This window comes from Psychrobacter sp. PG1 (assembly GCF_014897815.1).
Lineage (GTDB): Bacteria > Pseudomonadota > Gammaproteobacteria > Pseudomonadales > Moraxellaceae > Psychrobacter.
This window is the reverse complement of the sequence record NZ_JABUZG010000083.1, coordinates 34904-60548: the sequence shown is the minus strand read 5'-3', so window position 1 is coordinate 60548 and position 25645 is coordinate 34904. Positions and strand designations below refer to the sequence as shown.

Annotated in this window: 19 protein-coding genes; 6 read left to right on the top strand and 13 right to left on the bottom strand. The window is 43.6% G+C overall.

Annotation, left to right across the window (positions count from 1 at the left end; genetic code table 11):
- Nucleotides 1-59: 59 nt before the first annotated feature.
- Together INT03_RS12860 and purL are read right to left on the bottom strand one after the other, a co-directional pair.
- On the bottom strand, nt 60-236 hold the full coding sequence (locus tag INT03_RS12860; RefSeq protein WP_193009255.1) for a hypothetical protein: 177 nt from the start codon (nt 234-236) through the stop codon (nt 60-62).
- Between the two features lie 235 nt (nt 237-471).
- Nucleotides 472-4470 (bottom strand): phosphoribosylformylglycinamidine synthase, encoded by a 3999-nt coding sequence (gene purL / locus INT03_RS12855; protein WP_193009254.1) that lies wholly within the window; start codon nt 4468-4470, stop codon nt 472-474.
- Nucleotides 4471-4919: 449 nt separating this feature from the next.
- On the opposite strand from purL, the gene INT03_RS12850 reads away from it, so the two are divergent.
- Nucleotides 4920-5414, top strand: a complete 495-nt coding sequence (locus INT03_RS12850) for a pyridoxamine 5'-phosphate oxidase family protein (protein WP_193009253.1) — start codon at nt 4920-4922, stop codon at nt 5412-5414.
- Between the two features lie 92 nt (nt 5415-5506).
- Here the strand turns inward: INT03_RS12850 and INT03_RS12845 are convergent, their stop codons facing one another.
- The 7 genes from INT03_RS12845 to acs form a co-directional block, all read right to left on the bottom strand.
- Nucleotides 5507-6280 (bottom strand): hypothetical protein, encoded by a 774-nt coding sequence (locus INT03_RS12845; RefSeq protein WP_193009252.1) that lies wholly within the window; start codon nt 6278-6280, stop codon nt 5507-5509.
- 485 nt (nt 6281-6765) lie between these two features.
- Nucleotides 6766-7437 carry a CDP-diacylglycerol--glycerol-3-phosphate 3-phosphatidyltransferase gene (gene pgsA / locus INT03_RS12840; RefSeq protein WP_055123738.1) on the bottom strand — a complete coding sequence of 224 codons (672 nt, stop codon included), beginning with the start codon at nt 7435-7437 and terminating at the stop codon, nt 6766-6768.
- A gap of 770 nt (nt 7438-8207) precedes the next feature.
- Entirely contained in the window at nt 8208-8444 is a 237-nt protein-coding gene (locus tag INT03_RS12835) for a hypothetical protein (RefSeq protein ID WP_227675952.1), read from the bottom strand.
- A gap of 132 nt (nt 8445-8576) precedes the next feature.
- Complete coding sequence (locus INT03_RS12830) at nt 8577-8828, bottom strand: hypothetical protein (RefSeq protein ID WP_193009251.1); 252 nt, start codon at nt 8826-8828, stop codon at nt 8577-8579.
- Nucleotides 8829-8961: 133 nt separating this feature from the next.
- Nucleotides 8962-9390 (bottom strand): MgtC/SapB family protein, encoded by a 429-nt coding sequence (locus INT03_RS12825; protein WP_193009250.1) that lies wholly within the window; start codon nt 9388-9390, stop codon nt 8962-8964.
- A 78-nt stretch (nt 9391-9468) separates the two neighbouring features.
- Nucleotides 9469-10662 (bottom strand): NAD(P)/FAD-dependent oxidoreductase, encoded by a 1194-nt coding sequence (locus tag INT03_RS12820; protein ID WP_193009249.1) that lies wholly within the window; start codon nt 10660-10662, stop codon nt 9469-9471.
- 230 nt (nt 10663-10892) lie between these two features.
- Complete coding sequence (gene acs, locus INT03_RS12815) at nt 10893-12854, bottom strand: acetate--CoA ligase (RefSeq protein ID WP_060490294.1); 1962 nt, start codon at nt 12852-12854, stop codon at nt 10893-10895.
- A 549-nt stretch (nt 12855-13403) separates the two neighbouring features.
- Between acs and INT03_RS12810 the strand changes: the two genes are divergently transcribed.
- Together INT03_RS12810 and INT03_RS12805 are read left to right on the top strand one after the other, a co-directional pair.
- Nucleotides 13404-14720 carry an NAD(P)/FAD-dependent oxidoreductase gene (locus INT03_RS12810; protein ID WP_193009248.1) on the top strand — a complete coding sequence of 439 codons (1317 nt, stop codon included), beginning with the start codon at nt 13404-13406 and terminating at the stop codon, nt 14718-14720.
- Between the two features lie 269 nt (nt 14721-14989).
- Nucleotides 14990-15961: a pirin family protein gene (locus INT03_RS12805; RefSeq protein WP_193009247.1), complete on the top strand. Its 972-nt coding sequence runs from the start codon at nt 14990-14992 to the stop codon at nt 15959-15961.
- Nucleotides 15962-16097: 136 nt separating this feature from the next.
- On the opposite strand, the gene INT03_RS12800 is transcribed toward INT03_RS12805, so the two are convergent.
- The 3 genes from INT03_RS12800 to trpB form a co-directional block, all read right to left on the bottom strand.
- Nucleotides 16098-17201 (bottom strand): alkene reductase, encoded by a 1104-nt coding sequence (locus tag INT03_RS12800; RefSeq protein WP_193009246.1) that lies wholly within the window; start codon nt 17199-17201, stop codon nt 16098-16100.
- 341 nt (nt 17202-17542) lie between these two features.
- Nucleotides 17543-18445, bottom strand: coding sequence for a DMT family transporter (locus INT03_RS12795; RefSeq protein WP_087814531.1), 903 nt, complete (start codon nt 18443-18445; stop codon nt 17543-17545).
- 218 nt (nt 18446-18663) lie between these two features.
- Nucleotides 18664-19890: a tryptophan synthase subunit beta gene (gene trpB, locus INT03_RS12790; protein ID WP_193009245.1), complete on the bottom strand. Its 1227-nt coding sequence runs from the start codon at nt 19888-19890 to the stop codon at nt 18664-18666.
- A gap of 424 nt (nt 19891-20314) precedes the next feature.
- Here trpB and INT03_RS12785 point away from each other — a divergent pair, with 424 nt between their 5' ends.
- Nucleotides 20315-21913, top strand: coding sequence for a GMC oxidoreductase (locus INT03_RS12785; RefSeq protein ID WP_193009244.1), 1599 nt, complete (start codon nt 20315-20317; stop codon nt 21911-21913).
- Nucleotides 21914-22034: 121 nt separating this feature from the next.
- On the opposite strand, the gene INT03_RS12780 is transcribed toward INT03_RS12785, so the two are convergent.
- Entirely contained in the window at nt 22035-23729 is a 1695-nt protein-coding gene (locus tag INT03_RS12780; protein WP_193009243.1) for an AIPR family protein, read from the bottom strand.
- 208 nt (nt 23730-23937) lie between these two features.
- Here INT03_RS12780 and INT03_RS12775 point away from each other — a divergent pair, with 208 nt between their 5' ends.
- On the top strand, nt 23938-24957 hold the full coding sequence (locus INT03_RS12775) for a lipoate--protein ligase (RefSeq protein ID WP_193009242.1): 1020 nt from the start codon (nt 23938-23940) through the stop codon (nt 24955-24957).
- Between the two features lie 220 nt (nt 24958-25177).
- Nucleotides 25178-25645, top strand: a 468-nt coding sequence (locus tag INT03_RS12770) for a PAAR domain-containing protein (RefSeq protein WP_193009241.1), incomplete at its 3' end; no start/stop codon positions are given.

Here is a 25645-nt window from a genome sequence, read left to right as displayed (position 1 = left end):
TAAGACTGACGTTAATGCTCAGACTGACTTATCATGAAACGATTATTCGAAGGCGCTTTTTAGCCCCGACTGTAGCGGTATCCTGCTAGTTTGGGCAAGTTGCGATGGCTAGGTTTTGGGGTGGCGACGCGAAGCAAGCGACGACCCAAACCGTAGCCAGCGCCGCGCCCAGACTGGCAGATACAAGTGGAAGGCGGGATTAGCTCCCCTAAACCGTTGGGTGTCGCAAGCTCCACACCAACCTACTCTACATCACTTAATAGCAAAATTAAGGCGTTACTTTAAACATTTAAATACTCAAACTCCAAACACAAAAAAGGTGAGCCGAAGCCCACCTTTTTATTTTAAAAACAGCTATCTAAAACTATAAGCAATTGCTAGAGGTTTGAGTAGCGAGGAAAACATGCGCAAGCACTACATGTCGTAGGCTCAGCAAGTTTGACGAAGCTAATCAAGCATCTAGGTTTGCGACTAGCGCAACCAAGCGCGAGCATTACGGAACATACGCATCCACGCACCGTCCTCATCCCACTCTTCTGGTTTCCAGCTGTGGTTATAAGCTTTTAGGTTACGCTCAGGATGCGGCATCATAATCGTCACACGACCATCAGTGCTACACAGACCCGTGACACCGCCGACAGAACCGTTTGGATTGAGCGGATACGTCTCAGTTGGATGACCTTGGCTATCGACATAACGCATCGCAAGCTGACCGTGTTTGGCCATACCGTCAATCTCTGTGTTGTCTAGCGTGGCATAGCCTTCACCATGTGCCACAGAGATTGGCAAGATGCTGTCTTGCATACCTTTGAATAGGATAGACTTGGTACGCTCGATTTTCACATTGACCGTACGCGCTTCAAAACGAGCCGACTCGTTAGCGATGAAGCGTGGGAAGTTATCTGCACCTGGGATGAGGTCTTTTAGCTGAGCCATCATCTGACAACCGTTACAGACACCTAGTGAGAAGGTCTCAGGACGGGCAAAGAAGCGGACAAACTGCATGCGTAACTCATCATGGAACAAGATAGAGTTCGCCCAGCCAGAGCCTGCGCCCAATACATCACCATAACTAAAGCCACCACAAGCGACCAGACCGTCGAAGTCACGTAGATTGATACGACCACTCAGTAGATCGCTCATGTGTACATCGACCGCTTCAAAGCCAGCTTGGGTAAAGCCTGCTGCCATCTCTGTCTGACCATTGACGCCTTGCTCGCGCAAGATAGCGACTCTTGGTTTATTCTCGCGACTGGCTAAATATGGTTCTTCAACCTTCTGATTCAAATCAAAATTCGGCGCAGCGATGAGACCTTGATGGCTTGCATCAGCGATTAAGTCATACTCTTGCTGTACGCACGCTGGGTTATCACGGCGACGCGCGATTTGATAGCTGACCTGAGTCCACGCTTGCTGTAATTCAGTACGGCTAAAGCTGAGAGTATCATCACCCATAAGCGTTGGCGTTTGGATAATGAGGCTGTCTTCTTCTGAGCTTTGACCGACGAGGCTGAGCATATCAGCAACATTAAACTCTTCTGCCAATTGCATCAATGCGGCGACGTTTTCTGGTAACACTTGGATGACCGCGCCCAATTCTTCGCTGAACAATTGACCGAGTAAGTTATCATCAGTCAATGACAGTTTGATACCTTGACGACTGGTGAATTGCATCTCAGCGATAGTTGCCAATAGACCGCCATCACCGATATCGTGATAAGCGCTGATGACACCTTGCGCGTTGCCCGCTTGGACAAAGTTAAAGAAGTCGACCAAGTCGCTTGGCTGCGCCAAATCTGGGCAGTCGTTACCCAATTGGCTCAGCGTTTGCGCAAGGATTGAACCACCTAGACGTAACTTGCCTTTAGACAAATCAATACGGTAGAACGCGCTATCGCCATTGATTAGCTCAGGGGTTAGCGTTTTTGCCACGTCAACCACAGGAGCAAACGCGGTAATCACAAGGCTCATTGGTGACACAACTGATTTATCCGTCTCACCTGCTTCACTACTGTCAGTCCAGTTGGCACGCATCGATAGCGAGTCTTTACCAACTGGAATCGCGATACCTAATGCTGGGCACAGCTCTTCGCCGACGGTATATACCGCGTCGAATAATGCTGCATCTTCTGCATCATCACCGCAAGCTGCCATCCAGTTCGCTGACATGGTGATATCAGACAACTGAGCAATACGTGCACCAGCAATGTTGGTAATCGCTTCGCCAATGGCAAGTCGTGCTGAAGCTTGAGGGCTGATTAGGGCAACTGGCGTACGCTCGCCGATACTCATGGCTTCACCGCTCATCACCTGACCATCTAGCGCAATCAAGCCTGACGCTGTCACTGCACAATCAGATACAGGCACTTGATAGCGACCAACATACTGGTCACGCACGACCATACCAGTGATAGAACGGTCACCAATGCTAATCAAGAATGATTTGCTAGCGACCGTTGGGTGACGCAACACGTCTTTGATTGACTCAGCTAAATTGACCTCACCTAACTCTAATGCAGGTAAGCTGGTGTCATGACGGTCAAAGCTACGCTTCATCTTTGGTGTACCACCGAGCAATACTTGCATCGGCATATCGACAGGCTGCTCAGCGAGCAAGGTATCGTCAACGACCAGCTGACGAACATCCGTGGCTGTTCCCAAGATGGCATACGGGCAACGCTCACGCGCACAGATGGCATCGAATTGGGCTTCGCTTTCTGGATGAATCGCGAGGACATAACGCTCCTGCGCTTCATTTGACCAGATGGCCATTGGCGACATGCCAGCTTCTAACGATGGAACTTTACGCAGATTTAGTACCGCGCCCATCTCGTGGTCATTGACCAATTCTGGCATCGCATTAGAGATACCGCCCGCGCCCACATCATGCAATGAAACGATAGGGTTGCCGTCTTTGCCATTATTGCTCACATCGACATCACTACCGGCTAGTGCCCAGCAACGATCCATGACTTCTTGGCAACGACGCTCCATCTCAGCGTTATCGCGCTGAACTGAGGCAAAGTCCAAGCCTTCATCAAGGTCACCACTATCAACCGAAGAGGCTGCACCGCCACCTAGACCAATCTGCATCGCAGGGCCACCAAGGACGATAAGCAAATCACCTTGTTGAATGGCATTTTTTTCAATGAGGTTGCGTTTGATATTGCCGTAACCACCTGCCAGCATGATTGGCTTATGATAGCCGCGCATCTCGCTGCCGTCTTTTGCCGCTGAGGTATCAAGCTGAAAACTACGGAAATAACCGCATAGGTTAGGACGACCAAATTCATTTGAGAAGTTGGCTGAACCGAGAGGCGCTTCGGTCATAATCTCAAGGCTAGTAGCCATACGATCCGGCGTACCATAATCCTGCGTACTCAATTGACCTGACTGCTCCCACTTTTCCGCAAGCTCTGGGATATGTAAGTGTGATACATGAAAACCTGTCAAACCTGCTTTTGGCTTACCGCCACGACCAGTCGCGCCTTCATCACGAATCTCACCGCCCGCACCAGTCGCTGCACCAGAATAAGGGGCAATCGCGGTTGGATGGTTATGGGTTTCGACTTTCATTAAAATATCGATTGCTTCTTGATGAAAGTCATAAGGATGAATTGAATTGGCATCCATCGCGTCGGTAGGAATTGGATAAAAACGCATACCCTCAGAACCTGCCATTACCGCGGCATTGTCTTTATAGGCCGACAAGATACCTTGTGGATTGGCTTTATAAGTATTCTTAATCATCTGGAACAGTGACTTTGGCTGTACTTCGCCATCGACTGTCCACTCAGCATTGAAAATCTTATGACGGCAATGCTCTGAGTTTGCTTGGGCAAACATCATTAGCTCAACGTCAGTTGGATTGCGTTTTAGCTCATTGACATACGCATTCATCAAATAATCAATATCTTCGACAGATAGCGCAAAGCCGAATTCTGTGTTGGCTGATTCTAACGCCGACTGACCTTGTCCGATGACATCGATATGATTCAGTGATGCTGGCGCTTGATCGTCGAACAATTTACTGACATCGCTCAAATCATAGACCAAGCTCTGCGTCATACGATCAAACAACACCTGCTCAGCGGCAGTCGATAGCTTTTCACTGACTTCACCATCGATTGTTAGGGTATAGACAACGACACGCTCGACGCGATTGATCGCAATTTCACAGTTATTAAAGATATCAGTCGCTTTACTTGCCCATGGCGAAATCGTGCCAAAACGTGGACCTACGATGACTTGTAACTGATTGCTTTTGGGGGCTTCAAGGACAGTGCTACTATCGACAGCAAGTAAGTCTAATGCTTTTTTATGCTCATCACCTTCTATTTCTCGTGATAACACATACACTTGCTGGGTATGGATTTGGCTGACATTTAGCTCGGTTTTTTGCTGAAACTGACTGATGAGTTGCTGCGTCTGAAAATCGGTAAGAAACGGTTGTCCGGCGATGGTCATCATAAAGGCATAATCCGTAAGATCAAGGCATCTCTGCCATGCAAAGTAAATGGTCTGGGTATTATAACAAGAAGCCCTGTAATAAGCAGGTCAAAACCAAGATAAATTGCTGATGGTTGCTATTCAATAATAGTGAAATCTTCGCCATCGTTGCAACCCTTGTTACTTTTACAACAGGCTACTTTCACAACAGAAACTTAACAGCGATGTCGTCACAATTTTTACCTAAAGCTTATAGTCCTTACAAACCCTCACATCGCCTTACGGGCAACCTATATAAACACAAGGTCACAACTCGGTATTCTAGTTTCAGTTGTTAAGGCGATGATCGTTTTTCTCAATTCATCTGGTTTTCGATACTTGGAAAACACTTAGCCTGAATAAAAACTACTATAAACAATCAACTATTTGATCACTACGACTTAATCAAAATAAAGAAAGGGAAATTTACTATGAGTAGACAAGACCATATCAATAAAGTGCAAGAATTAGTAAAAGACATCAAGTTTGCCATGATGACAACTCGTACTCACGAAGGTCATTTGCATGCCTGCCCAATGACAACGAGCGAGACGAGCATCGGTGCAAAAGAGATTTGGTTCATCGGTGACAAGAGTACCGAAACCGTGAGTGACATTGAGAAAGATCCGCAAGTAAACTTGGCATATGTCAGCCAAGACGCCAAAAACTATGTCTCAATTAATGGTAAAGCGGAACTGGTTGAAGACCAAGAGAAATTAGACGAGCTATGGTCTCCGATCTACAATGCTTTTTATGAGCAAGGTAAAGAAGATCCAAATGTACAGCTGATTAAAGTCGTACCACACGGCGCTGAATATTGGCTCAGTGGTAGCTCGGTCGTCAATATGTTTAAGATGACCACTGCTGCCGTAATGGACGGCAAAAAAGCGACCAATCTGGGTGAAAATAACTCAGTCACGTTATAAGTTATCTAAACCAGAAATAGCAAAATTAAAAACGCCAGTGGCTAATGCGACTGGCGTTTCTTTACACGTTATCTATTTTCTATCGATAGGCATTACTGCGGTGGTTTCGCATAACCATTGTCTGCTGGATACGCTTGCGGTTGCTTAGATTTAGGTCTAGTAGGATCATATAAGCCATAGATGGCTGTACCTATTACACCTGTGTTATTGATAGAACCTGAGCTGGTATTGGCAGCATAGGCACTTTCTGGTTTGCTAAATATAAAGGATGCTACTGAGCTTTGGCTCTTACGGAAACCTTCAATCACCAAATTATCATGTGGATTTAGCACATATCCACTGTCATAGCGACTGGCAGCGCTACCATTGAGGACATTGATTCCATCGACACTAGCGACGATTTCATAAGTGTTGTCACTGTTATTATGATACACCAAACGATAGGCCTGACCCGCTTGACCTTGGACGTAATAATTACCTGAATCTCGATAGATCGATAACGTATCTGTGTCCGTTTCCATCGAAAAATCAACCTTGCCCGCCAGTAGTGATATGCTATTAACCGCACGTCCATTATAGGCTTTGTCTGCATAACGGACTTGCATCTGCTCGATAGGCTCACTGCTCGTACGGCGCAGATCAACAGTCGTCACTTTTGAGTCGACGTCATCGCCCCACTTTGTGCCCAAACGCTCCGATTCTGCCGCGTCCTGAGTGGAACGTTCTGCAGTAGCGTCTGTTTGGATAGATTTTTCTTGCTGAATGGTTGAGGTGGACTCTTCCTGCATGTTTGAGCCAGAAGAACACCCCGTTAATAATGCCAACAATAATACGGCAACGCCCGATTGTGTCTGATGTAATGTCATGTTTATTTCCTTATTTGAATGCCGTTTCATGATAGCTTGACCAATTTTCTTGTATTTTGTTCAGGGTCTGTTGAACATTCAAATGTGGTGCTGGCAGTCATTATTTTTTAGACAATATGCAGTGAAATTTTTGATGCCTAGTCATTCTAGGTTAAACAATTTCGCCATATATTGGCAAAAAAGAGTATTGCCCTGAAAGGCTGATGCTAAAATCACCCCAAACGTTGTTGCAAGCCTAGCTAAGGTCTCGACATTATCGTCGGTTTGCGCCTAGTTTGGTGCAATTTTAGCAATCAGCAGCCCTAATATTTGAATGTTCAACAGACCCTAATAATTTCGAGTATATATCAACCATACGAACAATGTCTAAGGCAAATAGGCAACATCAGCCGTATTTCAAACAGACCATAAAAAACGCCAGCGGCTAATGCGACTGGCGTTTTTTGTTGTCTATGTTGTTTGTTGACCATATCTGCGTTATAGATTTACCCGCTTTGCTTTAAATACGGCCAAGCAGCTCTTAGATAAATCATCATCGACCATAGCGTCAAAATAACGGCAGCAACCATCAGCACATAACCGATCGTTTCGAGCGATTCCCAGTTTAATAAAAGTACCGTAATAGCCACCATTTGAAACGTCGTTTTTAGCTTGCCGACATACGACACCGCCACACTGGTACTTTTGCCCAGCTCTGCCATCCATTCACGCAGCGCTGACACCGCAATCTCACGCGAGATAATCACAATCGCGGCGATTGCCATAATAATATTGGGATGCCATTGCACCAAGATAATAAGCGCCGCCGCCACCATCAACTTATCAGCGACGGGGTCTAAAAAACGACCAAAGGCTGACATAACATTAAGCTTACGGGCAAAATATCCATCAAGCCAATCAGTAATCGCTGCAATAATAAAAACGCTAGTCAAAAGTAAATGGCGTAACAAGCTATCACTAAACTCGCTCATACCGACCCGCGCAATCACATTGTCTGAGATGGCAGGCATGCCAATTCCCATAGCAGGTGGCCAATAAGCAATCGCGACAAATAGCGGAATCATTAAAATCCGCGCGATAGTAAGGTTATTAGGCAAGTTAAAAATACTCTTGGTATTTTGCGGCTCCTGCGTATGCAAATGCGTATTCTCAGTCATGGCAAACCCAGTTTTATATAGACATATTAATGGTAGATAGCTTAGCATTTTTCACGCAGGTCGTCATGCCATCTCTTTAGCTATTCAGTTATCGATATAGTCAGTTGAATTTAAAAATTGTACAAGACATCCGAGTGTAGATGTCTCTTTACTATTTCAAGCGAGGTTAACGCAGTAATATTTTTATAGTGGAATGACTATTAAAATTAATCAATCTTTCATATATAACTACAAAACTTTGATAGGCATTTTTCAATGTTAGATATGACACGAATAAAAGACTCATCTACTGGAGATGCAATACGACGTTAATTTTCTCTCTCATAAGCTCTAAACGTAATGTCATGTAACCAAAATAGCCAAACCGCTGTCAATTGCGCTATGATAGCGGTTCTGATAAAAACACTTGTACACTTAAATATGTAAGTAAATATATGCAGTTATTGAATTAAGCACCACCACCCTAATATTAGTTAATATAGCAAAACTCATAATAACAATAGGTCACAACCACTGCCTCTGTAGTTCCTTTACACGATCAGTTTTCCTCGGCCCACAGTTCCTCCTCTGTGGGCTCTTTTTTGCCTGTAATTCATGCTTAGTTAAAGGTTCTTGTCATATACAAGTATGACTATCTGCAAAATCTGTATTGTTTGAGCAATAATTTAAGAAGCGGCATATTGCTTATTATAAAAAACCCACCATAAGGTGGGTTTTTTAATAATACAAATGATGAGTCGGCGATGGCTTAGTAAGACCAAGAAAGGTATTTAGAGCTTTACATCACTCAATGTCATCGCCGTTATTTTGATTGGCACAGCGAATAGCCACGCAGTACCAGCAGTACAATAGAATCTGTTGTTATGATAAGACACGATTTGGGCAGTAAAATCGTTTGAATCTTGATCACACATAGCTTCTTCATCACTATTATCATCTACCGCACACCATATCTCATGGCAGCCATGCTCAAGCATTACACGAGTCAGCTCACTTCCTCTAAGCACTATATTCACCTCTAACTTCGTACTATTTTGTATATTATGTTATACGAATATAACTGTTTCTTAGCAATTTGGGTAGCTTTATTTTCAATTAAAGTATTACAAATTAATACACAAATTTTCAGTTATAAGCGGCTATAGATTTAGATCATCATAAAAAAGTTCTACTTTTTTTACTGGTATGGCGCATTGCCATTCAACGCCTTCTTTACAGGAGAATTTATCATTTTCAAAAGAAATAATGTGCCTTAGCGAATCATATTCAGTGCTATCGATACTAGCCATCGCTTGCTCGTCGCTCTCATTACTGACCGCGCATAAAACCTGCTTATCCCCTCGTGCTAGCATGGCACAAGTCAGCCCACTACCTCTCAATCTGGTACTCATAAACTATCCTTTATTTTCAACAATTTATAGATTTTTTGCTATATCATATAGATATAGAAATACTATATAGTATTGATTTATAGTCTCTTTAGTATTTAAGTGTATATGCAGGTTAACTCGTCGCACCCATCGCTTAGTGTTTTTTAACTTTAAAGGGCTCTGAGAATTGCAAAATCAAAAAACCAACGACCGATAATATAATGGCAATCTCATAACGACCGTAAGCCACCGAAATACCGATGGCACCTGTATTCCATAAGCTCGCTGCCGTGGCAGTGCCCTTTGAGCCTTTTTCATTTTTAAAAATCGCCCCACCACCGATAAATCCCATACCTGTGATGATGGCATACATGATTCTCGCTTCACCAGTAGCATCATAAATATCCATACCAACCAACATAAACGCGCATGAAGCAATGGTTACCAGTGGAAACGTCCTTAACCCCGCGCCGTTGTCTTTCATCTCACGATTAAGAGCAATCGGTAATGACAATACAAAGGCGATGCCCAACTGGAAAAAATGATAGCCCATCAGCTCTAAATCTATGTCGAATCCAAACATCGTTATCACCTTTTCATATTAAGAAAACACCCTTAAAGTCCAGTTTCGGATAGCGCAGTCGCTAAGTAAACTTGGCCATTATTTTGCTTTGTTAATTGCCTCAACCGTCTGTTGCGCCATTTGATAGCAACTTTCGATATTGCCTTGTCCGCACCAATCACCACTGACAATCCATTGATGAGACTCGTCTATCAAGATGCCTAATACTTCTTTATCACTATCAGTGACAGTGGCGGCATAACGCCAACGATGGCAATCTATTTGGCTAGGAGCATGTTCATCATTCCAATTCAATGCTTGCTTGGCAGCTATTAATAACTGCACTTTAATCGTCTCCATATCGTCATCGACATGCTGCTCTGACCAATCGTTGCGCGCATGAATAGTGACACTGGGTAGCAGGTCATCGCGAGCAGGTTTTTGGTGCTCGATAAATATTCTATCGAGTATAGAGTGATTGAGATAAGCCACATCCCAGCGTGGCGCTGCTTGAGCGCTTAACATTTTTGGTAATGTATCAAAATTATCCCACCCCAGCATCAGCGTATAGCAAGCTAGCATTTTTGGCTCAGAAATCTTGGCTTGCTCAGCAAAGCCGCTCTCTGCCATTAGCTCTATGGTCTGACCATTAGGCGCGGTACATATCACCCAGTCAAAGTGACCTAGACTCGCACCAGTCTCGTCAAATAGCTCAGTTTTTTTATCAACCTTTGCCGCTATAGACCTGTCAAATTGAGCCAATGGCGCAACGCGGGTTTTAAATTTTATGGTGCTGTACTGCAACTCATCAGCCAGTGTACGTCCCCAACTGGTCATTTTTGGCGTACTAATATAGCGGGCTTGCGTGGCGTTCCATTGCTCCTTACTCTGAATATCGGGCGCTTGGATATCAGGCGATTGAGTATCATGATTCGCTGGCGTTAAATCGATCACCTGCGCGCACCATGGCTGTAGCAATCCCGTCTCTAACCAAGGCGTAATGAATTGCTTAAAACTTGCCGTCTTAGCCGTAAAAAACTGCGCCCCAAATGCCCATTGCCAGTTTTTGCCAGTGTGGCTATCAGTACGATATCGAGTGGCTAAACGCCCTACGCTACGTGACTTTTCAAAGACAGTAATTTGCGGTAAGGGTGTTTGCTCACTATCTTGTGCTATGTACTGAGCAAAGGCGCGCTCTAATAATGTAGCGGTAAACAGCCCCGTCAAACCACCACCAATGATAGCGATTTTTGGTGATTCTGTAGCGACAGCGGGCAAAGAGTGATTGGTCATAATGACAGCAGGCCTCATATAATGTTGGATAAAAAAGAGAGTGATAATAGTAGGAATGTTTTAGATAATATGGTTATCGTTAGATAAGGTGGTTATAGAAAGTATTGAACCTTTAAAGTTTGTTGATATCAATATCGTCTGCGTAAAAAAGCCATGCTAGTTTTCATAACATGACTTTTCTGAACGCTAATCGTCTATTTATTGAACGTGCTTTTAATCGATAATTTAGCCTACTCTCCTCGCGCAGCTTTGACTACCTCAACCAGCTGATTAATCACCGAGCTATCCGCAAGAGTAGACAAATCACCCAAACCAACATATTGACCTGCTGCAAGGTTACGTAAAATACGGCGCATAATTTTGCCCGAGCGGGTTTTGGGTAGTGCCTCAACGATATGAATAGCATCCAAATTGGCAATCGGACCAATCTCAGCGCGAACATGTCGATTCAGCTCAGCCTTTAGCGCCTCTGTCTCTTTTTCACCCGATTTTAGAATAATAAAGGCACAAACGCCCATGCCGCGAATCTCGTGCGGCATTCCAACAATGGCGGCCTCCGCTGTCGCAGGATGCGCGACCACGGCGCTCTCAATCTCTGCTGTTCCCAGACGATGCCCTGCGACGTTAAGCACATCATCGACGCGACCCGTGATCCAGTAATGTCCATCTTCATCACGCTGCGCCCCATCACCAGTGAAATAATAACCGGGATACTCACTAAAGTACGTCTGTAAAAAACGCTCATGGTCATTATAAATGGTACGCATTTGCCCCGGCCAACTGCTGTTAATTGCTAGGTTTCCTTCAGCAGAGCCTTCTAGCATAGTACCGTCACTATCAACAATCTCTGGCTTGATACCATACAAAGGATTCATCGCTGCGCCCGGCTTAAGGGCGACCGTGCCTGGTATCGGTGCCATGAGGATGCCGCCTGTCTCAGTTTGCCACCAAGTATCTACAATCGGACACTTGCCACCGCCGACGACATGATAATACCAATCCCATGCTTCTGGATTGATCGGCTCGCCGACTGTTCCGAGTAGCCGCAAACTTGAACGATCAGACTCCCGCACAAAGACATCACCCTCCTTCATCATCGCTCGAATCGCCGTCGGTGCAGTGTACAGAATGGTCACATCGTGCTTATCGATAATATGACCGATGCGTGCCCATGTGGGATATTCTGGTACGCCCTCGAACATCACCGTCGTCGTACCGTTGGCAAGCGGGGCGTAGGTTGCATAGGTATGACCTGTGATCCAGCCTACGTCCGCAGTACACCAGTAGACGTCATCGTCTTTAATATCGAACACATCTCGAAAAGTAGAGAGTGCATAGGTGATATAGCCGCCCGTGGTATGCAGCACACCTTTAGGTTTGCCAGTAGAGCCAGAGGTATACAATAAAAATAGCGGGTCTTCGGCATTCATGACTTCTGGCTCGCAATGTTCTGACTCGCCATCGACCAAGTTATGATACCAAACATCGCGGCGACCACTCATCGGTACAGAATTACCCGTACGATGAACGACAATGACGTTGGTCACGCTATCAGTGCCATCCATATCTAGTGCCCGATCGACATTGGCTTTGAGCGGCGTATGCTTATTACCACGTAAGCCTTCATCAGCCGTAATGATGATTTTTGAGCGACTGTCTATCAGGCGATTACCCAAGCTCTCAGCAGAAAAGCCACCAAAGACCACGGAATGTACAGCGCCAATACGTGTACATGCCAGCATCGCTATCATTGCTTCAGGTATCATCGGCATATATAAGGTCACGCGATCGCCTTTTTTGACCCCAAGCTTACGCATGGAATTACCCAAGCGACAGACCGCTTGATGCAGCTCTTTAAAGGAGATGATTTTGTGCAGTGAAGGGTGATCACCCTCCCAAATAATGGCAGGCTTGTAAGGATTTTTTTTGACATGTCGGTCGAGACAATTGACAGAGATATTCAACTCGCCGTCCTCAAACCATTTTATGCGAAAATCATCCAAATCATAGTTAACGTCGCTGATTTTGGTCGGTTTTTTTATCCAATCGATCAGCTCGGCACGCTTCGCCCAAAAAGCATCATTAGCCTGAGGTGATTCGATAGATTTTTCGTAGTCTTCGCGGTATTGTTCAGCGGTAGTATTGGCAGCAGCGATAAATTCGGCCGCAATGGGGAATGATTTTTGAGTCATCGTATTTGTCCTTTTTAATTATTATGACCTGCACGCATAACGGTCGAAAACGACTGCCTGTACAGGTGATAAGGGTCATCTTCCATAATGTGTGACACTCACGGTTAGTTTGACAAATAAGCAGAACGGTTGCAAGGTATCAACAGCCATTCATAACAATATGCCTATATAGCGGTATACTTGATCACCCATGATAAAATTTATTGACGAGGTGTGGTTTTGCATCTACTCGCCTTTACTATTGGTATTGGTATTGGTATTGGTATTGGTATTGGCCAATTTAAAACATGTTTGATTTTGGCACAAATTTTGATTTTGGTATAAACAAAGGCATCACCGTCCAGATATCAGATAATGATATGACATTTAATCCTTGTAACCTTGTATGAAATATGGACAATAGCTACACGCGAAATACGACGCCAAAATATACCCTTCACTAAACCCTCTTATTGACCTGCTGCTATAAAGATAAGCAATCGACTCTGTTGTTGATTCGATGACCGATTTGGTGGCTGGTTTTTAAACCTATTATTTTATGAGACGACCATGAGCAATCACCGCAATGCATCACAATACACCCACTATGATGTCATCATCATCGGCGCTGGCGCGTCAGGGCTATACTGTGCGCTCACAGCGGGTCGCCGTGGTCGCCGCGTACTGGTATTAGACCATGCCAATAAAGCGGGCAAAAAAATCCTCATGTCAGGTGGTGGACGCTGCAACTTTACCAATTATTATGTGGAGCCTGAGCACTTTATCGGTGCCAATCAACATTTCTGTAAATCCGCGCTCAGTCGTTATCCCAGCTGGGAATTTATCGGTATGGTGGCAGCACATAAAATCCCTTATCATGAGCGCGAACATGGTCAGCTATTTTGTGATGATTCAGCGCAAGATATTTTGACCATGCTCCTCGCGGAATGTACGGCAGCTGGTGTACAAGTAAAGCTAAATGCGCAGATTGACAGTGTACAAGCTATCGAAAATGACAAGAACGCCAAATTTGAATTACTGACCAGCAAGCAGTTTAGTAAAAAAGAAAAGCAAGAGAGAAAAGAATCCGCCAATCAAACCAAACTGCCGCAAACAGGCTACCGCTGTGAGTCACTCGTGGTCGCCACGGGCGGACTGTCTATTCCAACGATGGGAGCCAGTGGTTTAGGATATGAATTGGCGCAGCAATTTGGGCACACGCTGATCGCAACCGATGCCAGCTTAGTGCCTTTTACCTTTACGGATAAAACGGGTGAGCTTATTCGATCTTTGGCTGGTATTAGTTTGCCAGTCATCGCTAGCAATGAGCGCATCTCTTTTAAATTGCCTATGTTGTTTACCCATCGCGGGCTGTCAGGCCCTGCTATGCTACAACTATCAAATTATTGGCACACTGGCGAGACCATTAGTATCAACCTGCTGCCAAATATCGACATGACAGCGCTGCTCCTTGCGCACAAAAAATCACACCCAAAGCAACTCATTCGGACGGTCGTCGCGGATTATACCGATAGTGGCGATGACAGTAATAAGTTACCAAAAAAGCTGCTTGCCGCGCTACAAACGCACCTTTGGGACGATATCAAAGACACTGAACTTGCCAATATTAAAGATGAGCGGCTGACGGAGCTTGGCGCGACTTTGAATGGCTGGCAGCTCAAACCCTCTGGTACAGAAGGCTATCGTACCGCTGAGGTGACCCGCGGCGGCGTAAAAACTGATGAAGTCTCCTCAAAGACCATGCAAAGTAACATGCAAGAGGGCTTATACTTTATCGGTGAAGTGCTGGATGTTACTGGTTGGCTTGGCGGTTATAACTTCCAATGGGCATGGGCCAGTGGCTTTGTGTGCGGTGAAGTGGTTTAACCTCATTTAATCATAACGATTTGGCATTGCTTAATCATAAACAGTGCTTATCAGCAGTGTTTACAGACAGCACTTATAAACAGTGCCATGGCTAAACGCCCACCACGCCCTAATGAGATACCCCTATTTTTATTCTACTTAAGTTGCCTTTTATCTATATTAGCCCTTGATAAATTATTAAAATAAACACAATATAGGTAGCTATAAATGTAGCGTAACTTAACAGAACTTTTTTATTAAAAAATACGTTTTGTCTGACGAGGTAATAAATGCGTCCTATTAAAAATATTCATGGTGATAAAGCGCCGCACTGGGTAGGTGACGGTTTTTATGTAAAGACCTTAATCAACCATCTTGACGACAACCCTCATTTTAATTATAGCCATACCGACCCTTTTTTATTATTCGATTATGGCAAACCAACGACCTTTGATCCGAACCCCAATTATAAAACACAGCCGCATGGGGTTGGACAGCATCCACACAAAGGCTTTGAAACCGTCACTATCGCCTACGAAGGTGAAATCAGTCATGCCGATTCAGTGGGCGGGCAAGGGATTATTCAAAAAGGCGATGTGCAATGGATGACCGCAGGTCGTGGCATCATGCACGAAGAGTTCCATTCCGAGGCTTTCGGTCAACGCGGTGGGGTCTTCAGTATGGTGCAACTGTGGGTTAACTTGCCAAGTGCGCACAAACTAACCGACCCAAACTATCAAAGCATCAAACGGGCAGATCTGCCTATCGTTGAGTTGATCGATAGCAGCAACCCAGACCACCAAACGACGATTATTGGTAAGGCGGCTATCATTGCTGGTGCATGGCAAGAAATCACAGGCGCGGCAAATACCTTTACTCCGATTAACTTATGGGATATTGAGCTGCATACTGCGGGTGCGACGACGCTAAAAGTGCCCAACACCCACAATACGCTACTGCTGATACAAGAAGGTGAACTACTAGTCAATGGTACGTCAGTCAGTGCTGGCAATTTGATTCAATTTGATGCGCCAACTCAGCACCGTACTGATGGGCAAGCTGAGCAAAGACTGACTACTGATGCCATTGAGCTGCATTATCCTGCTACCGAAAATGGCGAGCAAGCACCAGTCAAGCTTTTACTATTGAGCGGCGAACCTATCGGCGAACCAGTCGCAGGTTATGGACCCTTTGTAATGAACACCCAAGAAGAGCTCCGCCAAACGTTTCGGGATTACCAAACCGGTAACTTTGTTAAATAGTTAAAATACAGGCATCAAAAAGCCACCTGACGGTCTTCGTCAGGTGGCTTTTTGATGTGCTTATGTATCGGCTAACGCTAAGGGTGTTTTTAACACACCTTAAGGTTAGCTAATCATAAGGGCAGCTGATCATCCATTATGCTTGGTTAAGGAATGGATAATCGGTATAGCCTTCATTACCACCACCATAAAAACTCTCTGGATGCTGCTCATTGAGCGCCGCCCCTTCTCGGATACGCTCAACCAAATCAGGATTGGCGATATAATCACGGCCAAAAGCAACCGCATCGATATAGCCTTCCTTGATATTTTTCTCCGCTTTTTCAGCAGTATAGCCACCAGCAGCGATGATCATATTGTCAAAAGCATCACGGACACGCTGACGGAATGCATCACTATAAGGCGTACCACCTGCCCAATCAGGCTCAGAGAGATGCAAATACATCAGACCACGCTTGTTGATCTGTTCAATCAACCAAATATTTTCGTCTTCGTTGTAGCCTGCTTCTACATTGTTAAACGTGCCAAGTGGCGAGATACGAATACCCACATGATCAGCATCCCACGCATCAACACAAGCATCAATGACATCAAGAGTCAGACGCGCACGATTCTCACGGCTACCGCCATACTCATCATCACGCTGATTGGTTTGCTCAACCCAAAACTGATGCAATAGATAACCATGCGCACCATGAATCTCTACTCCATCAAAGCCTGCTTCTTTAGCATTTTTGGTCGCTTGGGCAAAATCAGCGATGACTTGCTTAATCTCATCAAGTGTCGCTGGACGTGGCGTGGTCGCTTCAACACGGATGGCGTGATTATTGCTATCACGCAATGACGTACGCACACCGACATGCACATCAGACGCTGAAATCGGCGCTTTGCCATCAGGCTGCACGCTTTCATGCGCGACCAATCCTGTGTGCCATAGCTGTACGACAATTTTGCCACCTTTGGCATGGACATTATCAACGATGGTTTTCCACGCAGTGATTTGATCTTGTGTATGGATACCCGGCGCACCAGCATAGCCTTTTGCCTGAAAAGATACCTGCGTCGCTTCAGTAATAACAAGCCCAGCACTCGCACGCTGTGAATAATACTCTCCAGCAAGTGCCGTCGGTACATCACCAGGTTCGATTGAACGTAGACGTGTCAACGGTGCCATGATGATGCGGTTTTTTAGGGTTTGCGTACCCATTTTTACGGGTTCAAATAAATTATCGTGTGCCATAAAAATCCTTATTTGTTGTTATAAAACCATAATGATTGGTTTGTTATTAATGAATAAATAGCGCGCTCGTTTTTTAATACGCTATTTATAATCCGTAGTCTTTATAGGGGGCAAACATGATAATTCCAAGGAAAAATGACCAATAAAAATATCAATATGGCATGATATCGGTATTGATAATACTCATTATTCAACGCCTCTTATTAGCCTATTAAGCGAATGGCTTTAATCATTTAAAAACATAAATAGTAAAATAATCTTATCTATAAATAACATGTACTCATAACCTCTCAGTCAAAAGTTTACTTAGGGCGTGTTAAACGAAGACCCAATCGAGATTTTTACAACTTGAGCATCTTTTTAATGGACAACTCTAAAGACAAGTAAGTACCAAACAATATCACCATCGAGCCGATGATCGCAGGTGTGTCCAATGCTTCACCAAGCAATAAGTAACCCAATATAATCGCAAAAATCGGAATCACTAAGGTAATACTGGTTGCACGCATAGGACCAATACTTTTTATCAATTGATTCATAAAAATCAAGGCAATGGCGGTTGAAAATACGCCAATACAAATGACAGAAACCCAAGCAGTAAGGCTAATGCTTTTACCATATGGGAATTCGTAGACTGCTATCGGCAACATGATCACACTGGCAATGATGAGCGAGCCTGCGGTAATAGCGACTGGTGATACATTGTATAAGTAGTTTCTGGTGATATTGGCACCGACGGCATAACCGACACAGGCCAATAACGCATAGCCCATTGGTAGCAACCCTGAACTTGACTCAGCGCCCTGCCCGCTACCGCCAAATAAGTTTTCACTCATCAAAATAATCACACCGATAACACCGATGACTAAACCAAGAATTTGTGTTCTTGACAGTCTGTCTTTAAAAAAGGTACTGGCGATGAAACCGCTCATCATCGGCACAGACGCATTAAGCACCGCCAACACCCCTGCGTTTACCGAGCGCGCTGAAAAGGCAAACAGGATAAAGGGAATAGCCGCAGAAAATAATCCAACCAGCGTCAACACTTTCCAATTATCCCGTATGCCCTCTCTGTTTTTTGGGCTGATCAAAACAAAAACCAGCATGGTCAGCCCAGCCAAGACCACACGAAGGCTGGCAAAAGCTAACGAGCCAAACTCAGGCACGCCGATACGATAAAAAATAAAAGATAGCGACCACATAAAGGATAAGGTGATAAAAATAATGAGGTCGCGGTTAGACATGGGGTGATCCTATCAAGCGTTAGACGATTGCTCCTTACTTATAAAATGGCTATTTATGAACTTCTCGTTATGAAATGATTGTTATCAATAAATTCATCATAAAAGCGCAGTTATAAAAGGCTCAGTCGTAAAAAGTATCGTGTGATAAAAAAACCTCGATGATAACTTTTTAATTGCTCGATTGATGTTGTATTTTCTGTATTTATCACTGATTTCTTCTACAAATTTACTTTATCCAAAATAAAGTCGATATCCTTATCGCCGCGCCCTGACAAATTGACCAAAATCGTCTCATCTGCTGACATATCTTTGGCAATTTTCATCGCATAAGCGATGGCATGTGCCGACTCTAAGGCAGGAATAATACCCTCAAGGCGCGACAATGCCATGAACGCTTCTAGACATTCAGCATCAGTCGCCGACTCATAAGTAGCCAGTTTTAAATCTCGCAGATGCGAATGCTGTGGTCCAACCCCAGGATAATCAAGACCGGAGGCAATCGAATGTACGGGAGCTGGCTCGCCTTTTTCATCGAGCAGCACGTAACATTTAAACCCATGAATCTCGCCTTTCACGCCTAGTGACATCGTCGCCGCATGATTAGGAGTATCCAGACCTTCGCCTGCGGGTTCCACGCCTATTTTTTCTACATCTTTATCATCAAAAAAGCCGCTAAACATACCGATAGCATTCGAGCCGCCGCCAACACAAGCGACCACTTTATTAGGCAGCTTACCCGTCGTCGCTAAGAACTGCGCCCGCGCTTCATGTCCGACCACTGACTGAAAATAGCTGACCATTTCAGGATAGGGCGCAGGTCCCAGTGCCGAGCCAATCGCAAACATACTGCTATCAAGCTCATTCAAATAAGTCTCAAAAGCGCTATCGACTGCTTCTTTTAGCGTACCCGCGCCACGCGAGACTGGTACGATATTGGCACCCAAAATCTTCATACGACTGACGTTTGGATGCTCCTTTTTAATATCAACCACACCCATGTGAATCTCACACTCCATACCCATCAAGGCCGCTGCCGTTGCCAACGCTACGCCATGTTGCCCCGCACCCGTTTCCGCAATCACCTTTTTTTTGCCTAATTTCTTGGCTAATAATACTTCACCCAAACAGTGATTAATTTTGTGCGCGCCCGTATGATTTAAATCTTCACGCTTAAAATAAATCTGCGCGCCGCCGCAATGCTCCGTCAAACGCTGCGCATGATAAATAGGACTTGGACGACCAACATAGGTCTCACGCAAGCGCTTCATCTCAGCGATAAAATCGTCATTTTTAATGATTTCACGGAAGCCTACTTCGATTTCTGCCATGGCTTTGGCAAGCTCAGGATGACCAATTTTGCCACCGAACTCGCCATATAAACCATCGTTATTCGGTAGTATTGATTGATGTAAACCGTAGCCAGTTGCTGTATTTTGCGTTGTCATAATTAACCCTTATTATTTTAAATGGCGTATTAGTATTAGTATTGGCATTTTTGCCAAATGATTTAGCTTTTTTAAGGACAAGAATAATTGAATGTATTTATGTTCTAGTACATTGAAACAAGATGATAAGCGAAATTCTCTATCCGGTCAAGTTTACACGTCACTCTAAAAATAAGTGACTAAGTGACTAAGTGACTAAGTGACTAAGTGACTGGCTAAGACATTGACTAAAATCTGGCAAGAATAATCGTTGAATGAAAGCCTGATTTATCTATAAGTATTACAGCAATCGTGTGACTGAAATAATAACGCAACCTATGTTTGCTAATATGATGCTCGCTTAACTTAGCGCACCTCTACGGTCAAAAGCTAATATTATTTCATACGGGCTTTTTTTAGCTTAAATATCAAATTAGGATACACCATGCAACGACGCCAACTGATTAAAGCGATGGGTTTAAGCTTAGGCGCTATCAGCACCTCCGCTACGGTGAGTGGTTGCCAAACGCTTGCCAAGCAGCCAAAGCTACCGAGTAAAGTCATCCAAGCTGGGCATTTTCCTAATATCATCGTTGGTAGTGGCTATGGTGGTGCGGTATCGGCGCTGCGATTGAGCGAAAAAGGTCACAAGGTTTTAATCCTTGAGATGGGGATGCGCTGGGATAGAAGTCCCAAGCATGATACCTTTTGCAAAATGATTAACGCTGATAAACGCTCAAGCTGGTTTAGCAATATGCCAAACGCTCCTATTCCGATACCCATTCCTATCAGAAAATATCCTGGGGTTTTAGACTTAATCGAATATGATGATATGAAAGTCTTTGCAGGGCGTGCTTACGGCGGCGGCTCTATCGTCAATGGTGCGATTGCCATTCAGCCCAGACGCTCGCACTTTGAAGCAGTGTTTCCTTGGATTGATGCTGATGAGATGTACGAAACCTACTTTCCAAAGGCGATGAAAGAATTAAAAGTCAGCCAAATTCCTGAGTCATTTTTCAATGAGTCCGAGCATTACGAATTTACTCGTTCAGCTGAACGCCAAGCTTCAAGGGCGGGAATGAAAACCGAATTCTTTGGCAACAGCTACGATTTTGACTATATGCAAAAAGAAGCCCGCGGCGCAGTGTATAAATCCGCGCTCGGCGGTGAAGTCATCTACGGTAATAATGCGGGCAAGTTTTCACTAGATTTAACCTACCTAAAAAACGCTGAAGCCACAGGCAATGTCACGGTCAAAACCTTGCACAAAGTTAATACTATTCAAGCGCTCGATAACGACCAACTGCGTTTAGAAGTGCATGTCATCAATAAAACTGGCGGCGTGGATGAAGTGGAGCATTACACTTGCGATAAGCTCTTCCTTAATGCAGGCAGTACGGGAACCTCAGAGTTACTGCTTAAAAGCCAAGCCGAAGGCAAGCTTAATAACCTAAACGAACACATCGGCAAACATTGGGGACCCAACGGTAACATCATGACGGGACGCAATTTCGTCCACGCGGCTGGCACCACCCAATCCACCATTCCGGTCAAAGGCATCAATATGTGGGACGGCGATAGAGGTGGCTCAAAGTACAAAATCTTTGCCGAACTCGCGCCCTTACCACTAGGACTTGAGACGTGGACAACGCTCTATCTCGCCATCACTGACAATCCAGAACGCGGCAACTATTACTATGATAAAGCCAGCAAAACCGTCAAGCTGAACTGGAAACGCGCGCAAAACGAATACTCGGTGAATGCTGCTAAAGAGCTGATAGAAAAGCTCGCCAAAGTAAATGGTGGATCAACTTCAAGTTTGCTGTTTACCAAAGGCTTCGGCGATAATTTCTGCTATCACCCGCTTGGCGGCTGCGTATTGGGCAAAGCGACCGATGAAGTTGGTCGCATCAAAGGGCACGAAAATATCTATGTGCAAGATGGCGCTTTAATCCCCGGTAGCGCGGGTGTCAATCCGTATGTGTTTATTACAGGACTTGCGGAGCGTAATATGGCGGCTATATTGAGAGAGGATTTTGGGTAGATTAATAAAGAATGAATACAAATTTAATCCACTAATTCAGAGTATAAATCTTCAAAATTAATGGATTAAGCTTTGCGAGCTATCTTTAAGTAATTATGTAATACAGACTTTTAGCTACTGGTTACAACTGTTTATCCACTCTAACTTTTTCTTTAAGTGTCTCAATTAATTTAGCACCTTTAGCAATCTTATTGGTGCCTCCAAGCTCACGGTACAAATCATATGTTGTGGCTACAGCATAATCAAACATATCATCAGTTAAGTCATCAGGCTTTAGCTTAGATAATTGATTGCTACTAGGATAAAGGCTTTGAGTCATCAAACAGGTTACTGTATATAAGATATAGAACTTTATATCTGCAATTTCAGTTGTTGTATATTTTTTATCTTTCTTTAGTCTTTCCTCAATGTTTCTTCCTAAGTTGGCAACTAAATAGTACGACTGTAAATCGTTATTTTTATGAAATAGTTTAGAGTATGATTCATCGTCTTCTAGCAATGTTGATGGTCTTGCTCTTGCAAAGTTTGGTTTCTGCATTAGCACTGAAATTAAGCACTGAGACATAAAAGGAACACTGATTATTTCTTTAGGTTTTTTCCCTTCATTTTTATAAAAGTTCTTTCTTCTGTCATAGAAAAGACCTCTGGGTTTGAGAAAATCTTCTATTTGACGGTGTACTTGATCCGTTGCTCTTAATGATGATTTAGGAATTGGCGTTTGACTATTTGTAGCACGAATGATTCGATCACGTGTTTCTTCACTTTCAGGGACAATTATTCTAACAAGTACATCTCGTTTCTCGGATGCTAATTTATCTTGATTCAAATTATAGAAACGATGTATTTCCGAAGATGTTTGCAAGCCATTTACAATCTCAGGGTTATGAACAACCAGCTCTTTTCCTCCCGGAGCAGCAACTTCGCTAGCTAAAATAGTAACACCGTTATTCAACCACCAAAACTCTTCATCTCCAGGATTCTCAAGAGTATCTTGTATTTCATTATTTACATTCGTTTTACCCTGATAATCTCTGACATTCGATTCAAATATGTGTCTAATTAGCTTTCCATTTTCATCCGTGATGAATTTAAAGTAATCAGCTAAATTTGTTAGAGCTATAAATACCTGACCTGAAGTCGATAGTGGATTTTCTGATATCTTCAAACGAAATACATCATTTGGTCTTTCCTGTGTCATTTTAACTAACTTTTCAGCACCAAGGAAATAAACATTGGCATCAGCAGCGGGCAACTTGCTCTTGATATCATTTTCTAAGTCAGTACCTTGTTTTTCTACGTTTGGATGTAAATCAACTCCTTTAGAAACATAATAAATACTAACTTTTAACTTTGGCTTTTTGGTTATTAGACCAACATAAGTATTTTTAAATAATTCAAATGCTGCTAATACCTTTTCATTGTATCTGCCAATATAATCATCAGGATTAAAATCTAAATCGAAAAGGCTTCTGCATAATCTAGATATCTTTAAAAGAGGTTCTTCTGAAAAAGAATTTTCATATTTCGACTGTATTAAAACTAACTCAATATCTACATTTTTCTTATATTTACCGATTAAACTTTCATCTTCTTTTATTATTTCACCATTTACAAACAGATAAATAGAATCCACACCACCATCATGGCTTTTACCCGAAATCCCTGCATTTATCTCATCATAGCTTAACTCGTTTTCCTTTAATACTTGGAGTGCAGAATAAAACTCAAAAAATTCACTTAAAGGTATATCCTCCCCTAAATCCTCCATTTCTTGATTAATAATTGCATCAAGCAGTATTTGATTATTTTTAGACATCAATTTTCCTTAATCTTGTAGCCCTTTATTTAGGTACGGCAAAATTATATCAGAAAGACTCAAAACAAGTTAGCTTATAGAAATCTCAAACTTAAACACCAATTCCTCCACCACACGCCCATTGAATTCCAACCACGCATCGGCAACAATGACAGTATCTATTGATAACACTCAATCTAGAATAATTATTCAAGAAAAAGGATAAGTAATGAAACTGCGCATCTTAAAATCTGCCGTGACCAACCCTTGGTTTAACCTCGCGACCGAGGATTGGATATTTAATACGCTCAATCCCGACTCGCACACGCTATTTTTATGGCGCAATAGCGAGACCGTGGTCATTGGGCGCTCGCAAAACCCATGGGTAGAATGCAAAATCGATAAGATGGAAGCCGACGATGTGTTTTTGGCGCGGCGTCAGAGCGGCGGTGGCGCGGTATTTCATGATTTGGGCAATACCAACTTTACATTTTTATCACCCAAAGACGACTACGACCAAGAAGCAAACTTTACCATCATCATCAACGCGCTAAAAAAATTGGGTATAGAGGCGGATTTATCTGGGCGTAACGACATGCAAGTCGGTGATAAGAAAATATCAGGTAGCGCTTTTAAACACGCGGCTGATCGCAGCTTTCATCACGGGACATTACTCGTGAACGCCAATATGCAAAAGCTGGGCGATTATCTCAATCCGCATCCGCTGAAACTGAAAGCCAAAGGCATCAAGTCCGTACGTTCTCGTGTCGCCAATTTGGTTGAGTTTAATGCAGACATCAATCACGAGACCTTATCCGAGGCGATTATCGAGGCGTTTTGTGAATACTATCGTGACACTGATTATGGCGACACTACGCCAGTCGAAGAATTGGATGAAGCCACGCTTGCAAAAGAGCCGTCATTAAACAAATACTATCAACAAATGGCAGATTGGGATTGGCGCTTTGGCAAAACCCCTGAATTTTCCCATCATATTGAGACACGCTTTGATTGGGGTATTATTGACTTGCACCTTGATGTGAAGCAAGCAATGATACGCGATGTGGTTATCTTCTCTGATGCGCTAAACGTTGAACTGATTGACCAGTTAAAAGATGCCCTGACTGGCGTTAAATATAATAAAGAACCTATTAAAGCCAAGTTGGACGAATTAGGTAAGGCTCATTCTGATTTGGCAGCGCAGATTGATGACGTGTCTGTGTGGCTGCTTAGGGAAATGGAAGGTTAGATTTTTGCTTGTTATTAATAATGAATAAAGAGGCTCAATCTCTTATTGCAGTCAGTATTTCAATCGCCTTTATACTTTGCACGGATTAGTCTTTCTGTCTAGATCATACTCTTAGATAAACTTAAGTTTGATATTTTACGCTTTAGCCATCTATAATGTGATGCAAATAATAGATCCGCTATAAAAGTCCAAACTTTAAACGTTTAAGCAAGGTAGCACTATGGCAGCCTATATCACCGTCGGCGCAAAGACCTCTCACGATGGGACGGTCATCTCCGGCTCAGCGCACACCACTCATAACGGTATCCCTGTCGCGCGTAAAGGCGATAAAGTTATATGTAAAAAATGCAAAAAGGTCACCACCATTCTTAGTGGTGATGCATCCTTTATTGTCGATGGTGCGCCTATTGCACGTGGCGGCGATGTTACTAGCTGCGGCGCTAAGCTGATTGCTATTCAGCAGTCATTTGCGGAGTCAGGTTTTGATGTAGGCAGTATTGCGCAGGCAGCGCCTTTGGTGTTTCCGAAGTCGGATATGAGTAATTCCTCCGAAGAACAATATGACGAACAATTTCAAGTTTTAGACGAAAATGATCAACCTATATCTAACGTGGACTATCAAGTTCTTGACACTGAAACGCAAGAAGTTTTGGCTACTGGTACAACCGATTCAGAAGGCTTGACTAAA